At 70.3% G+C, this 13,435-nt stretch carries 12 protein-coding genes and 1 pseudogene; 4 read left to right on the forward strand and 9 right to left on the reverse strand.

Annotated elements, in window-relative coordinates; all coding sequences use genetic code 11:
• Positions 1-17: 17 nt before the first annotated feature.
• The 9 genes and pseudogenes from ACLZOT_RS39450 to ACLZOT_RS39490 form a co-directional block, all read right to left on the reverse strand.
• Positions 18-2,087, reverse strand: coding sequence for an ABC transporter ATP-binding protein (locus tag ACLZOT_RS39450; RefSeq protein WP_416974029.1), 2,070 nt, complete (start codon positions 2,085-2,087; stop codon positions 18-20).
• A 17-nt stretch (positions 2,088-2,104) separates the two neighbouring features.
• Positions 2,105-2,332: an MbtH family protein gene (locus tag ACLZOT_RS39455; RefSeq protein WP_416973997.1), complete on the reverse strand. Its 228-nt coding sequence runs from the start codon at positions 2,330-2,332 to the stop codon at positions 2,105-2,107.
• Positions 2,333-2,506: 174 nt separating this feature from the next.
• The gene (gene dpgC / locus ACLZOT_RS39460) at positions 2,507-3,793 is read right to left on the reverse strand and encodes a (3,5-dihydroxyphenyl)acetyl-CoA 1,2-dioxygenase DpgC (RefSeq protein WP_416973998.1); all 1,287 of its coding nucleotides are present in this window, start codon (positions 3,791-3,793) and stop codon (positions 2,507-2,509) included.
• On the reverse strand, positions 3,790-4,455 hold the full coding sequence (gene dpgB, locus ACLZOT_RS39465; RefSeq protein ID WP_416973999.1) for an enoyl-CoA-hydratase DpgB: 666 nt from the start codon (positions 4,453-4,455) through the stop codon (positions 3,790-3,792). Before dpgB ends, dpgC begins: the two co-directional genes overlap by 4 nt.
• A gap of 14 nt (positions 4,456-4,469) precedes the next feature.
• Positions 4,470-5,594 (reverse strand): 3,5-dihydroxyphenylacetyl-CoA synthase DpgA, encoded by a 1,125-nt coding sequence (gene dpgA / locus ACLZOT_RS39470; RefSeq protein WP_416974000.1) that lies wholly within the window; start codon positions 5,592-5,594, stop codon positions 4,470-4,472.
• A gap of 63 nt (positions 5,595-5,657) precedes the next feature.
• Positions 5,658-7,001, reverse strand: coding sequence for a PLP-dependent aminotransferase family protein (locus ACLZOT_RS39475; RefSeq protein WP_416974030.1), 1,344 nt, complete (start codon positions 6,999-7,001; stop codon positions 5,658-5,660).
• Positions 7,002-7,058: 57 nt separating this feature from the next.
• Positions 7,059-7,802: pseudogene (locus ACLZOT_RS39480) on the reverse strand (alpha-hydroxy-acid oxidizing protein); the annotation flags it as partial.
• Positions 7,803-8,009: 207 nt separating this feature from the next.
• Positions 8,010-9,008 carry a ParB N-terminal domain-containing protein gene (locus ACLZOT_RS39485; protein WP_416974001.1) on the reverse strand — a complete coding sequence of 333 codons (999 nt, stop codon included), beginning with the start codon at positions 9,006-9,008 and terminating at the stop codon, positions 8,010-8,012.
• A gap of 640 nt (positions 9,009-9,648) precedes the next feature.
• The gene (locus tag ACLZOT_RS39490) at positions 9,649-10,308 is read right to left on the reverse strand and encodes an LmbU family transcriptional regulator (RefSeq protein ID WP_416974002.1); all 660 of its coding nucleotides are present in this window, start codon (positions 10,306-10,308) and stop codon (positions 9,649-9,651) included.
• 188 nt (positions 10,309-10,496) lie between these two features.
• Here ACLZOT_RS39490 and ACLZOT_RS39495 point away from each other — a divergent pair, with 188 nt between their 5' ends.
• From ACLZOT_RS39495 to ACLZOT_RS39510, 4 genes are all read left to right on the forward strand, one after another.
• Positions 10,497-10,742 (forward strand): hypothetical protein, encoded by a 246-nt coding sequence (locus ACLZOT_RS39495; protein WP_416974003.1) that lies wholly within the window; start codon positions 10,497-10,499, stop codon positions 10,740-10,742.
• A gap of 397 nt (positions 10,743-11,139) precedes the next feature.
• Positions 11,140-11,838: an EF-hand domain-containing protein gene (locus ACLZOT_RS39500; RefSeq protein ID WP_416974004.1), complete on the forward strand. Its 699-nt coding sequence runs from the start codon at positions 11,140-11,142 to the stop codon at positions 11,836-11,838.
• Positions 11,736-12,056 (forward strand): methylglyoxal synthase, encoded by a 321-nt coding sequence (locus ACLZOT_RS39505; RefSeq protein ID WP_416974031.1) that lies wholly within the window; start codon positions 11,736-11,738, stop codon positions 12,054-12,056. Before ACLZOT_RS39500 ends, ACLZOT_RS39505 begins: the two co-directional genes overlap by 103 nt.
• A gap of 280 nt (positions 12,057-12,336) precedes the next feature.
• Positions 12,337-13,422 (forward strand): class I SAM-dependent methyltransferase, encoded by a 1,086-nt coding sequence (locus ACLZOT_RS39510; RefSeq protein WP_416974005.1) that lies wholly within the window; start codon positions 12,337-12,339, stop codon positions 13,420-13,422.
• Positions 13,423-13,435: the final 13 nt, after the last annotated feature.

A 13,435-nucleotide genomic window follows, 5' to 3' on the forward strand; every position in this document is an offset into this window, starting at 1 on the left:
TCGACCGGAGACTGTCTCTACTGGACCGGCGGTGGGCCCAGCCGGTGCGGGCCGGGTCCTCGGGGCGGCGGAGGCATGCCGGGGCCGGGGGGCGGGCCCATGCCGGGTCCGGGCGGCGGGCCCAGGCGCGGCCCTCCGGGGGGCGGGCCCAGGTGCGGTCCTCCGGGGAGTGCGCCGGCGGCGGCAGGCTCCGGCATGCGTTCCAGCTCCGGTGCCGGTTCAGGTTCCGGCGCCGGGCGGGCTGCCGCGAACTGCGTGCGGCACAGTTCGGCGTACAGGCCGTCGGCGTACAGCAGTTCCTCGTGGGTCCCCTGTTCGACGATGCGGCCGCCGTCCACGACCAGGATCTGGTCGGCCTCCCTGATCGTGGACAGCCGGTGCGCGATCACCAGCGAGGTGCGGCCCGCCAGCGCGGTGCGCAGCGCCGCCTGCACCTGTGCCTCCGACTCGGAGTCCAGGTGTGCGGTGGCCTCGTCGAGGACGACGATCGGCGGGGCCTTGAGCAGCAGCCGGGCGATGGCCACGCGCTGTTTCTCCCCGCCGGACAGCCGGTAGCCCCGGTCGCCCACGACGGTGTCCAGGCCCTCCGGCAGCGAGGAGACCAGGTCCCAGATCCGTGCCGCCTCGCAGGCCGCCCGCATCTCGTCCTCGGTCGCCTCCGGCCGTGCGTACAGCAGGTTGGCGCGCAGGGTGTCGTGGAACATGTGGGCGTCCTGGGTGACCATGCCCACCGTGTCGCGCAGCGAGTCCAGCGTCACGTCGCGTACATCGACGCCGCCGATGCGCACCGCGCCGGAGTCCGCGTCGTACAGGCGGGGCACCAGGTGGGTGAGGGTGGTCTTGCCCGCGCCCGACGGTCCGACCAGCGCGGTCAGTCTGCCGCCCGGGGCGGTGAAGGAGACATCGCGCAGGACCGGTGGGTTCTCGATCCGGGCCGGTGCGGGCAGGGCGATGGACTCCAGGGAGGCCAGCGACACGTCCGCGGGGGTGGGGTAGCGGAAGCCCACCGCGTCGAAGGTGATGTCCGGGGCCGTGTCACCGCTCGCGGGCAGCGGTTGTGCCCCCGGCCGCTGCGAGATCAGGGGCTTGAGGTCCAGTACCTCGAAGACGCGGTCGAAGCTCACCAGTGCGGTCATGGCTTCGGCCTGCATGCCGGACAGTTGGTTGACGGGGGCGAACATCCGGCCCAGCAGGGCCGCCATCGCCACCAGCGTGCCGATCGGGAAGGCCCCGTCGATGGTGAGCGCACCGCCCAGCCCGTACACCACCGCGGTGGCGAGGGAGGCGATCAGCATCACGGTGATCAGCAGCATCTCGGCGTACACCGAGGTCACGACGCCGATGTCGCGTACTCGGGCCGCGCGCCGCGCGAAGAGGCGGTTCTCCTGGTCGGGGCGGCCGAAGAGCTTGCTGAGCAGCGCGCCGGCGACGTTGAACCGCTCCATCATGAGGGAGCTCATCTCGGCGTCCTGCTGCATGGATTCGCGGGTGAGCCGTTGCAGCCGCCGTCCGACCAGCCTGCCGGGCAGCATGAACAGCGGCAGCATCACCAGCGCCGCCAGGGTGATCGCCCAGGACAGGTAGAACATGGTGCCGAGCACCAGCAGCAGCGTCAGGGTGCTGGAGACGGCGGTGGACAGCAGGGAGGTGACGGCTCGCTGCGCCTGGATGACGTCGGTGTTGAGGCGGCTGACCAGTGCTCCGGTCTGCGCCCGGGTGAAGAACGCCAGGGGCTGGCGCTGGACGTGCGCGAAGACCTGGGTGCGCAGGTCGTAGATGAGGGATTCGCCGACCCGCCCGGACAGCCAGGCCGCGGCCAGTTTGCCCAGCGCCTCGACGAGTGCGAGCACGCCGGCCAGCACCGCCATGGTGACGACCACGCCGGTGTCGCGCGGGACCACGCCGTCGTCGATGATGATCTTGAGCAGCAGGGGGATCGCCACGGTGACGCCCGAGCCCAGGACGGTCACCGTCAGCAGGAGGGCGGCGAGTGCGCGGTACGGCCGGAGGTAGGGCAGGATCCTGCGGACGGTACCGGGGCGGACCCGCTGCTGGGTCACCTCCTCGCCGCCCATCCCGCGGATCATGATGGGCCCTGGGCCGCTCACGAGGTGGTCTTCTCGTACTGCCGCATCTCCTCGATGAGGCTCTTCGGGCGCATGTCGGTCCAGTTCTTCTCGATGTACTCCAGGGTCGCCTGGCGGGTGTCCTCGGCGTGGGCGATCTCCCAGCCCGCCGGGACGTCCGCGAACGCCGGCCACAGCGAGTACTGGCCCTCGTCGTTGATGAGCGCCAGGAATCGGCCGTTCTCGTCGTCGAACGGATTGGCCATGATCTCCTCCTGCGGATTAGGAATACCAGTTCCGGGAAATTCGTCATCACGATAACGAGGCCGATTTGACGCCACAAGGAATGGGTTAATGGACACCGTCCAACCGATTTTTCTGACCGGTTGGACGCCCCGGGTCTCCGGGAATTCAATGGGAGCCAGATGCCGGAGCGAGGGTTACTTCGTGTGGCCCGCGAACCGGCCGACCTTCGAGATGACGTCCGCGCCGTACAGGCGCAGCGCCTGCTGCAGCGCGAATTCCGCGATGTACCGGCGGAATTCCTCCGGCGGTTCCTCGGCGGCGTTCAGCATTCTGCGGTTGGCGACGACGGCCGGGCCCTTCAGCCGCTCCGCGCTCCGGGCCACGGCCGCGTCCAGCTCGTCCGGCTCGACCACCTCGTCGATGAGCAGCCGCGCGTCCGGTTCGGTCGCCCTGATCCGGCGGCCGGTCAGGATGATCTGCCGGGAGATCCGCGGCCCGGTGTGCCGGCCGAGCCGGAAGTTGCCGGCTCCCGGCACGATGCCCTCGCGGGCGGCCGGCAGGGACAGGTAGGCGTCCGACGCGGCCAGCACCTGGTCGCAGGCGAGCAGCAGTTGGGTGCCGCCGCCGATGGCGAAGGTGTCGACGGCCGCGATCCAGGGTTTCTCGACGGTGGGCGAGTGCCAGGCCCCGTCGTGGTCGACGAGCAGGCCCGCGACCATCTTGCGGATGTAGCCCGTCTCGCGGCGGAGCAGGAAGCCGGTGAGCGAGATGCCTCCGGAGTGCAGGCTCTTGAGGTTGATGCCCGCGCTGAACACCCGCTTCCCGCGGTACCGCGGATGGTTCATCTCCCCGCCACGCAGTACGCCGACCTGTACTGCGGGGTCGAGGAGCGCCAGGTCGACGGCGGTCTCCATGTCGTCGACCTGTTCGTTGTCCTCGGCGTTCAGGCAGTCGTCGCGGCACATGGTCAGGTGCGCGACGCCGTCTTGCCGCTCCAGCAGCACGGAGCGGGTGCGGACGACGCCGGTGCGGGTGAACTCCGGGAGCAGTCCGAGGGCGCGGGGCGTCGGCCGGAGCATCGCGTCGAGGAGCCGCGGTCCCGCCGTCGGCGACCGCAGCACGGCCCGCAGGAAGACGCCCTGGTCGATCTCCCAGCCCTCTTTGTCCGCCTGGCGGCGGCCGAGGTCGCGGGCGAGCTGCTCCGGCGAGGGGACGAGGACGGGGAACTCGGCCGCGGCCGCGTCGAGCAGTTCCTCGATCCGCAGCCCAGCGGTGCGGGCGGTGAGCCGCTCGTACACGGCGTCGGCGTGCCCGTCCAGGTACCGCACGCGCAGCGCGCGGGCGGCGTCCTTCGCGGCGGCGATCTCGGCCCGCTGCCCGGCGGTGCGCGCGCCGGGCTCCGGCAGCTGGGCGACGAGTTTCCGTACGAGGGTGTCCGCCGCCCGCACGCTCGGCCACACGTCCGGCCCGGGCACCGTCACGACGTCTCTTCCCGCGCGGCGACCCCCCGCAGCGCCCGGTCGCAGGCGGCCAGGTGCGGGCCGAGCGCGTCCTCGAAGGGCGTGGTCGCGGCGTCGAGGAGCAGTTGCCGGCGGATGGCGAGTTCCTTGCCGGACAGGCCGCCGGCCAGCCCGGCGACGGTGGCGACGGCGGCGGCCGGGTCGTGGACGAGCTCGTCGACCAGTCCGAGCCGCAGCGCCTCGGGGCCCTTGATGGGCTGTCCGAACAGCACGGCCTTGCGGATCCGCGCGGTGCCGGCGAGCTGGACGAGCCGGTAGCCGGCCATGCCCGGCCAGGTGCCCGACTCGTCCGTGCCCACGAGCAGCCGGGTGTCGTGCGTCGCCGCGCGGACGTCGGCGGCCAGGAACGCGTCGAGCGCGGTCCCGCCGCAGTCGCCCGTGGCCACCGCGACGATGGCCGTGGGGAGCCGCTCCAGGCGGCGCAGCGCGCGCTCCCACTTGCTGACCAGCATCACGTCGAGTCCGCCGGTCCAGTCCCCCTCCGGGGCCCCGGTGGCGAACACGGTGAGGATGCCGGTGTCGCCACGGCTCTCCGCGCGGTCGCAGATGTCCTGGACGGCCTTGACGGCCGCCGCCGACAGCGGCTCTCTCCCGTCGACCGTCAGCGTCAGCACCTCGCTCACGGCGCTCCCCGGCCTCACCACTGGACCAGCGCCGTCTCTAGGGTGGAACCGGGTCCCATGGTCATCAGCACGCCGTACTCCCCTGGTTCGGTGACGCCTTCGTCCAGCAGCCGTTCGTAGGAGAAGAGGAACGAGCCGCTGGACACGTTTCCGTAGTCGCGCAGCACGCCAGTGGTGTGCCGTACGTCGTAGCGGGTCAGGCCGAGGTTGACGCCGACGGCGTCGATGACCTTCTTGCCGCCCGAGTGCACCAGCCAGTGGGCGATGTCGCTGCGGCGCAGGCCGGTGCCGGTGAGCAGGCGGTCCACGACGATCTCGGCGTGGGCGCCCACCACGTACGGGATCTGGGGGTCGAGGAAGAAGCTGAACCTCTCCTGGTCCCGGTCCCAGTCGTAGCGCATGGCGTCGACCGCCTCGGGGATGATGCAGCTGGCGAACTTCAGCACGCGCGGTCCCTCGGCGGTGACCGTCCCGCCGGGGTGTTCGCCCGCGAGTACCCCGACGGCGCCGGCACCGTCGCCGAACAGGCTGTTCACGACGGCGGTACGCATCGTCGAGTCCATCGCGTAGGCGGCGGAGCATGCCTCCGTGCACAGCATGACGGCGAGTTCGCCGGGGTGTGCCGCGGCCCAGGCGGTGACGAGGTTGAGGGCGTTCAGCCCGGCGTTGCAGCCCATGCCGACGATGTCGGAGCGGCTGCAGTGCCGGTCGATGCCGAGTTCCTTGATGAGCAGCGCGCTGAGCCCGGGTGTGAGGAAGCCGGTGGAGGTCACGCAGCACAGGTGGCGCAGGTCGGACAGGTCGGCACCGGCTCGCTTCAGGCAGGCGCGCAGCGCCTCCGCGCCCATGTCGATGGCCACCGTCTTGTGCTTGTCGAGCAGGTCACCCTGCGGTTCCGGGTTCCTGGAGCCGGTCTTGTCCGGCGCGGGCAGGGTGAGGTGGCGCCGTTCGATCGCGCTGTTGAGGAAGACCGAGCGGACCCGGGGATCGGTGATCCCGAAGGCGTCGAGCACCTCTTGCTGGGAGTACGAGGTCGGCGTCACCGCCGTGCCCACTCCCACGATCCGCGGGCGGGCGAGTCCGGTCGGCGGCAGGGTGCCCGGGTCCGTGACTCCGGGCCGTTCGACGGTCGTGGTCATCGGTACGTCCACCCCCACCTGCGCGGGCCGCTGCGCACGGTCCTCAATTCGTCGTTCACTTGCTCACCTTTCGCTTTCGGAACTTTCCGCCTCGATGAAGCGGGCGAGTCGCGCGATTCCTTCCTGGATCTCCGAGGACGTCAGATAGCTGATGGACAGCCGGATTCCGTTCCGGCCGCCCCCCAGGGGATGAAAGTTCTCCATCGGCGTCCAGATGACGCCGAATTCCTGCGCGGCACGGTTCAGTGCGGCGGTGTCCGCGCGGAACGGCACCCGTACGCTCAGGAAGAATCCGCCGGTGGGCTTGTTCCACCGCACCCCGAGCGCCTCGCGTCGAGCGGCGGGCAAGCAGGTGTCCAGCCGCCCCAGCACGGCCCGCATCGCCTCGCCGTAGTAGGCGGCGGCCTCGGAGTTCAGCTCCGAGAGGCGCCCCTCGGCGGCCAGCAGCGCGCCCGCCACCGCGGCCTGGCTCAGCGACGGTGTGTTCACCGTGACCATGCTCTTGATCTTGGCGAGTTCGGCGGCGAGCAGGCCGCGCCCGCCGTCCCCGGTCTCGACCGGCTGGTCGGCGACGACGAAGCCCACGCGGGCGCCGGGAAAGACGGTCTTGGAGAACGAGCCCAGGTGGACGACCGAGCGGCCGCGGTCGAGGGACTTCAGCGTCGGCAGCCGCAGGCCCGGGCTCACCATCCGGTACGGGCTGTCCTCCAGGATCAGGACACCGTGGCGTGCGGCGATCCGGAGCAGGTCCTCGCGGGCCCGCAGGTCCAGGGTGTTCCCGGACGGGTTGGCGTGGTCGGGCAGCACATAGAGGGCGCGGGGGCGCTTGCCGCGCGCCCGCTGTTCCTGGATCGCCGCCTCCACGTCGGCGCACGCCAGCCCGTCGTCCCGCTCCTGCACCGGGTGTACGGCGATGTCCAGCAGCCGCGCCGCTCCGACGATCCCCACGTAGCAGGGGCTGGAGACCAGCAGGACGTCGTCGGGGCCGGTGATGAGCGCACGCAGGACCAGCAGCATCGCCTCCTGGGCGCCGACGGTCACCACCAGCGCCTCCGCGGGGACATCGATGCCCTCGTCCGCCCTCAGCGAGTCGGCGATGATCTCGCGGATCGTGCCCGCGGTCGGCCCGTACTGGTAGAGCGCGGTTCTGATCTGCTGCGGCGAACTCCCCTGCGCGGACAGGTGGTCGAGGTAGCGGCGGGTATGGGTGAAGACCTGCTCGGTGTCGAAGAACCCGTCGTAGGGCCGGCCCGGTGCGAAGGAGATCGCGTCGGGGTAGCGGTACGTGATCTCGTTGAGGAAGTTCATCGTGTCCAGCACGGGTTCGGAGAGAGCGCCGTGCAGGTCGGCCCGCCTCAGCACGGGTACGGCGGGCTCGGGGGGCGGCTCGGTGAGGGCCGGCTCCATGGGTACCAGCTCCGTGAAGGGCGGCTCCGTCAGGGTGCGGCCGATGCGGATCGCCTCGTGTCCGAGGTCCGCCACCGAGGCGGCACCGGTGCGCCGCATCGCCTGTCCGAACTCCCGGACGAGTGCGGCCAGGACCTCCGTCACGCCCGCCTGCCCACCGGCCTCCAGGCCGTCCAGCACCGGTTGCCCGAGGACCACCGCGTCGGCGCCGGAGGCGAGCGCCGCCACGATGTCGGCGCCCGTGCGGACACCGCCTCCGAACAGGACCGCGCAGTTACCGGCCCCCGCCTGCGCGATCTCGGGCAGCATCTCCAGGTCGCGCGTCACGATGCCGGCGGCCCCCGCCTCGACCGCCCGCCTCACGCCTGCCGCTGTGTCCACGCCCGCGACCAGCAACGGAAGCGGTGTCCGCGAGGCCAGCCGGGCGACAGTAGGCCAGTCGGCGCAGAGAGAGAGGGCGAGGCCGTCGAAGCCTGCTTCCTCCGCACGCCGGAGCAGTTCCCGCGTCGTACCGCGGTCCCGGACCGCCGCGATGTCCAGCCATACCGGCACCTTGACGGCAGCCGGCTCCGTGAACTCCCGCCCGGTGGCGCCGCTCACCACCACCGGAAGTCCGGCGGCGGCAGCCGCCCGGAGCACGGCCGGTTCGTCCTCGGGCCGCGCCCCGGCGGCGAGCGGGTCGACGAGCAGCGGGGCACTCCACATGCGCCCGAGCACCTTCACCGCGGTCTCGGGAACACGCCGGAATACGTCGAGGAATTCCCGTGGACGACCATTGTTTTCGACGTGCCGCCCCGTCATGGATTCCCCCCGTAAAGCCGCCAGAAATACAGGTTGCTTTCCAGCCTCAGCATCACACGCCCCCGCCGGTTCGACAACACCGTCCAACTGGGCGCATTCAGCGCTTGGACGTTTACCAGAATCCCCCGATCCGGTTTACGTCACGTGAATACGCCGCACCCGGACCCGTTTCGGATGATCGGCATACATGCGGGCCGACCAGTCTCCCTAGTCCTGCTGTACCGCCTGCTGCACTTCGTGATGATCTATTCGCGCGGCGATATCCCTCCAGATTCCCGAGCATTCACGGGCGAGACCGGCGACGGTCGTCCTGCAGTGCGGGGGAACGTTGTCGATGATCTCCTGCCACTCCGCGCCGGTGAGGATGTGGACGTTGAGCATCCGCAGCAGGGTGCGGCCGGTTTCGCTGAACCGCAGCGCGGGATCCGCCTTGAGCCGGTTCACCGCCGAGACCCGCGCCGCGGCAGGGCGTGCCTCACCGGTCGCCGCATCGCCGCCCGGGGCGAGGCCGCCGTCGTCGGACTGCCGCAGTTGCGGACGGGGCTTCGTACGCGGCTGCGGCAGCGGCTCCTCGCCCCGGCGGATGCGATTGCGCACATCCCTGGCGGTCTCGGGGGAGATCCCCGCGGCACGGGCGATCTGCCGCAGCGACAGGCCCGGATTCTCCCTGATGATCTTCCCGGCGAGTTCGCGTCCGACCGCGTTGTTGACGGGGCGCACCCGCCCGTCCTGACCGATCCGGCTGCCGTGCGTCACCGCGCTCCCGGCCGCCCGCCGGCGGATCTCACCGACCGTGCCGGGCGAGAGGCCGGAGACCGAGGCGATCATCCGGTCCGACCACTGCGGGTGCGACACGATGATGCGAGCGGCCGCGCTCTTCCTGTCCGCCATCGACAGAGGCAGGCCGTGGGTGATGTTCGACTCCACCGCCAGCACGAAGGCATCGGAATCGGAGCCGTCGAAATAGGTGATGGCGATCTTTTCATCGCCGCGGAGTTCGGCCGCGCGTAGTCTGTGTACGCCGTCGATCACCCGCATCGTCGACCGTTGAACCACGAGGGGCGGAAGTGGCGCCCTCACTTCCGCGAGGGCCTGTATGTGATCCAGGTCCTCACCCGAACTGCGCGGCGAAGCCGCCACGAAGAGCGAACCGATCTCGACTTCGACAACCATCCCCTGATCGAATTGCGCCTGGCCAGGCTGCATATCCCCTCCTTCGATGTACGCACAAGCACGCAATCCGCGATGAATGAACAATTCGCGGGCGCAGCCACAGAACACAAAGTCTGGACACTGGCAATCCGCCGACGGCGGAGTCAGGCCACCCTGTAAGAGAAGTTGGCCACGCGCGAGATGAGGCGCGTGCATACACCGTGGACGCAGGCATCGCCCGATGCGCACTGCGGCTGGCGTAAATCGTTGATCATGCGGACCTTGCACATGATTGAGTGCATCAAAATCCCCCGTAACGCAACGCGCGGACTGCGGCCCCTAAAGGCAGTCCGTTCGGTGACAGGGACTGTACACCGCCCATCCCGTTCGATACCTGGACAGCAACCGACATACGCCCGCCGCGCGGGTCTGCCGAGGAGCGGGGATTACACCCACTTGTCGGGTATCAGATCCGCGTCAGCGCACGCTGGAGGCGTTCGGAGATGGTGACCGCACCCTCCGGTTCACGCCGCCTCGACCACCGAGGTCGACAATTCGACATAGTCTGTACACCCCGCGTCACACGCTCGCACAGCAGTGCGTGACAGAGAAACCGAACTGTCCCGCCGGCGGGACGCCGACGGGACGCACACGGGCCTCACCAGGGGAAAGCTCCGTGAATGGAAGCGGAGACTCACGCTCCGGGAGACGGTGCGCGGGAAGCTTCCGGAGAACCCGATTCCGCCGGTTCGTCGGCGGCCTCGTCCAGTCTCTGGACCATCCAGTCCAGCAGATCAAGACCCGCCGCTTCCGCCGCCTTCTGCCACCGGACACCGCGTTCGAGCTGGACACTCAACCGTATGGGGGACTCAGGCGCCTCGCGATCGGATTCGCGATGAGCCCGCAACCGATGCCTCAGCTCGTTCCGCGACCAACCGCCACGTTCGGCACGGGAAAGCCATTCGTCCCGCTCCCCCGCAGGAATACTGGCCACCTCGGCATGATGCTGGAAACTCAGCCGCGCGCGCCGCTCGGCAGGCTCGAATTTTCCGGCCACCCACGCATAATTGCGCAGTGTCTGATAGTCGAGGCCGGTCTCCGCCAGGGCACGGCGATAGCGGTCCGGATATTCGTTCCGTCCATAGATCAGCCAGTCACCCATCCACCATGCCGACGAATCCGCCACAACAAATATCTGCCGCCCCAGGTGACGCCATTGCGCCAGCGGCAGGCCCGGGGGGAGCGACATCGCGGTACGCCGGGTGACCAGCTGTCCGTCCAGTGAGACCAGGCCGGTGTGCCGCGCCGGCAATTCCGCCGGCCCTCCGGTTCGACGTGCTTGTTCGCCTGACATCCCGCGCCCCCCCGATCCACCGCTCGTCAGTGCCCTCATCCTCCGCCGCGGCCGGTCACGGCGGGGTAACAGGACCGCCGCCGGAAGCAATTCCCGGGAGCGTGATGGTGTTACTGAGCGGTTACCCGCCTCCGGTTCTACTGGTCCGGCGGAGCAGTCCGCGCCGCCGAGCACACCGAGGAGGACGCATGGTCACCGCGATCCGACGCTGTGCCGAGTGCGACGCGGAGTTCGTCTGGACGAGCCGGACCCCGAACCGCAGATTCTGCGACTCCGGCTGCCGGGCCCGGTGGTGGCGGACACATCGCACACGTACACACGAGCCGGACGACTCCACCAGCGCGTCCGCGTCCCACCTGAACGCCATCCACGAATGCCCCAACTGCGGCCAGCACATCACCGTCATCAACCTCCTCGTCTCCGACGCCCTCTAGCCCCCATGAGCGTTGCGCATCCTCAACGAGCTGCGGACCCGCCGGAAAGCTGTATCCCGACTTGAGCCGAGCGGCCGGCCGAACTGGACCCGGTCATGCATTGGCGTCACCGTCAGCGCGAGGGCCGGCTGCTCCGCACGGTGGCACAGCACCACCACGGCATCGGCCTCGCCCGCCGTCCGAGGTGATCCCCGCTCTCCCCCGTCCAGCGCCGGGCGAACACCCCTTGTCTCCCTGAGCAGCGGCACGAGGTTCTGCGCGATGAGTGCGCGCAGTCCACAAGGCCCGCGCCGGTTTCTTCACCGCGGTGCGAGCCGCGTCGCACCCAGAGTGAGGCACCTCCCGCGGTTTCCCCAGCTCGGGCGGACACGGTCGGTACGAAAAGCGGGGAACGTTCATGACATCCGAGACCTGGCTGCCTCGTGTCACCGCCGCCTTCCACGGCTACGACATGGACGGCGACGGTCAACTGACCCGCGAGGACCTGACCGCCTACGTCCACCGCATGTGCCAGGAACTCGGGCTGGACGCCGACGCCTCACGTCGCCGCGCCCTGCACGACGCGTACGACGAGCTGTGGACCCAGTTGGCGCTCGTGTCCGACGCCGACCGCAACGGCCGTATCGGCGAACAGGAGTTCGTCGCCGCGACCTCCCGCAGGGCCTTCGACGGCAGCCGCGCCTTCCGCGCCTCGACGATGCGCGCCCTCGACGCACTGGCCGACGCTCTGGACCGGAACGGCGACGGTGTCGTCGACGCGGACGAATACGCCCGTTTCTTCGGCTCCACCGGTGCCGCCTCCGACCCGGACCTGGCCTTCGAGGCGCTGGACACCGATGGCGACGGCCGCCTGACCCGCCAGGAGTTCATGGGTGTGGCCGCGTACCTGTTCCCCCTCGCCGACCCGGCCTCCCTGCCGACCCCCTCGCGTCCGCCGCACCGGAGCGGCTGGGGGTCGCCCTCGTCGCCCACGACACCCGCAAGGCCGACCTCCTGTCCTGGGCCGCCCGCCACAGCGCCGCACTCGCCCGGCACCGCCTCTACGGAACCGGCACCACCGGCACCCTCGTCGCCCGCGGGACCGGGCTCGACGTGACCCCGCTGCGCAGCGGCCCCCTCGGCGGCGACCAGCAGATCGGCGCGCTGATCACCAGGGGTGAGATCGATCTGCTCGTCTTCTACGACCCCCTGGCAGCACACCCACACGGAGACGACGTCCGCGCCCTGATCAGGCTCGCCGTCCTCGACAACACGCCCCTGGCACTCAACGAGGCCACCGCCGACGCCGCCCTGGCCGGCCTCTCCCTGAACTGACCTGGCCCACCAGCTCCGCAGCTGCCTCTGCTCACCGGCATGCAACGCCTCCATGCCGTCAAGGCCCCTGCCGGTCATGCCGAATCTGACGCCAGGCCGGAGCGGACATCCCTTCAACGCCCGCCTTCGCCACACCACTCGCCCCCGCCCCGTCGTTGCCGCGAAGAGCCCGGCCTTCGGGCAAAGAGCTTGACCGGTATGCGTATGAGGCCCCGCAACACGGCTCGCCATGCTGAGAAGCCCCCGCGTGCGCAGCGGCCCGGCAGAAGGAGATACGGCCATGTCTCTTCACCCCCGACCGGACGGCGAGGACCCGATGGAGTTCCTCGTCAGAGTCCTGACGGACGCCACCGCATCGGTCACCGGGCTCACCGTCTCCCTCGGAGACCGGCTGGGCCTCTACCGGGCGATGGCCGCGGCGGGCCCCCTGACATCCGCCGACCTGGCCGCGCGGACGGGAACCGAGGAGAGGCACGTACGGGAGTGGCTGCACAGCCAGGTCACGGCGGGCTACGTGCGCCTCGACCGCCCGGAGGCCGGGCCCGAGGTCTACGAGCTGCCCGCCGCGCACGCCGCCGTGCTCGCGGACGACGACTCCCCGTACGCCGGGATCGGCATCTTCGGAGCGCTCCAGGCGCTGTACCGCATGGAGGACCGGCTCCTGGAGAGCTTCCGCGGCGGTACCGGAGTGGGGTGGGGTGACTATCCGCCGGAGATGTTCCAGGCCATCGGACGCTTCTTCCGTCCCGGCTATCAGGCCAACGTGGTCGAGCACTGGCTGCCCGGCCTGCACGACAACGCGAAGAGACTCACCGAGGGGGGAAGCGTGGCCGACATCGGCTGCGGTGTCGGCCACTCCACCCTGCTCATGGCCGAGGCGTACCCGGCCGCCGGGTTCCACGGCCTCGACAGCCACGACGCCTCGATCGACGTCGCCCGCGAGACGGCTCGCGCACGGGGACTCGGCGACCGCGTACGGTTCAGCGTCTCCGGCGCCGGCGATCTCGCCGGCCCGGACTCCCCGTACGACCTGATCACGTTCTTCGACTGCCTGCACGACATGGGAGACCCGCTCACCGCACTGCGTTCCGCCCGCCGGTCACTGTCGGACCGAGGCAGCGTCATGCTCGTCGAACCCCGGACATCAGCAGACCCCGAGGCGAACGCGGACCCCGTCGGGCGCCTGTTCCTCGCGGTGTCACCCGTCCTGTGCCTCCCCGCGGCCATGGCCCAGGACGGCGGACACGCACTCGGCAACCACCCAGGGGAGGAGGCACTCCGCAGCCTCGCCCACGAGGCGGGCTTCCCGAACTGGCGCCGGGTGGCCGAATCACCGGTCAACGCCGTCTACGAACTGCTGCCCTGAACCAACTCCGACG

It is taken from the genome of Streptomyces sp. 4F14 (assembly GCF_048159485.1).
Classification (GTDB): Bacteria; Actinomycetota; Actinomycetes; order Streptomycetales; family Streptomycetaceae; genus Streptomyces.

Bases quoted from the DNA above. Each gene is read 5' to 3' on its own strand.
- ACLZOT_RS39450 (WP_416974029.1), bottom strand. From the start codon at position 2,087: ATGATCCGCGGGATGGGCGGCGAGGAGGTGACCCAGCAGCGGGTCCGC.
- ACLZOT_RS39455 (WP_416973997.1), bottom strand. From the start codon at position 2,332: ATGGCCAATCCGTTCGACGACGAGAACGGCCGATTCCTGGCGCTCATC.
- dpgA (WP_416974000.1), bottom strand. From the start codon at position 5,594: ATGACCACGACCGTCGAACGGCCCGGAGTCACGGACCCGGGCACCCTG.
- ACLZOT_RS39475 (WP_416974030.1), bottom strand. From the start codon at position 7,001: ATGGAGCCGGCCCTCACCGAGCCGCCCCCCGAGCCCGCCGTACCCGTG.
- ACLZOT_RS39485 (WP_416974001.1), bottom strand. From the start codon at position 9,008: ATGCAGCCTGGCCAGGCGCAATTCGATCAGGGGATGGTTGTCGAAGTC.
- ACLZOT_RS39490 (WP_416974002.1), bottom strand. From the start codon at position 10,308: ATGTCAGGCGAACAAGCACGTCGAACCGGAGGGCCGGCGGAATTGCCG.
- ACLZOT_RS39495 (WP_416974003.1), top strand. From the start codon at position 10,497: ATGGTCACCGCGATCCGACGCTGTGCCGAGTGCGACGCGGAGTTCGTC.
- ACLZOT_RS39500 (WP_416974004.1), top strand. From the start codon at position 11,140: ATGACATCCGAGACCTGGCTGCCTCGTGTCACCGCCGCCTTCCACGGC.
- ACLZOT_RS39510 (WP_416974005.1), top strand. From the start codon at position 12,337: ATGTCTCTTCACCCCCGACCGGACGGCGAGGACCCGATGGAGTTCCTC.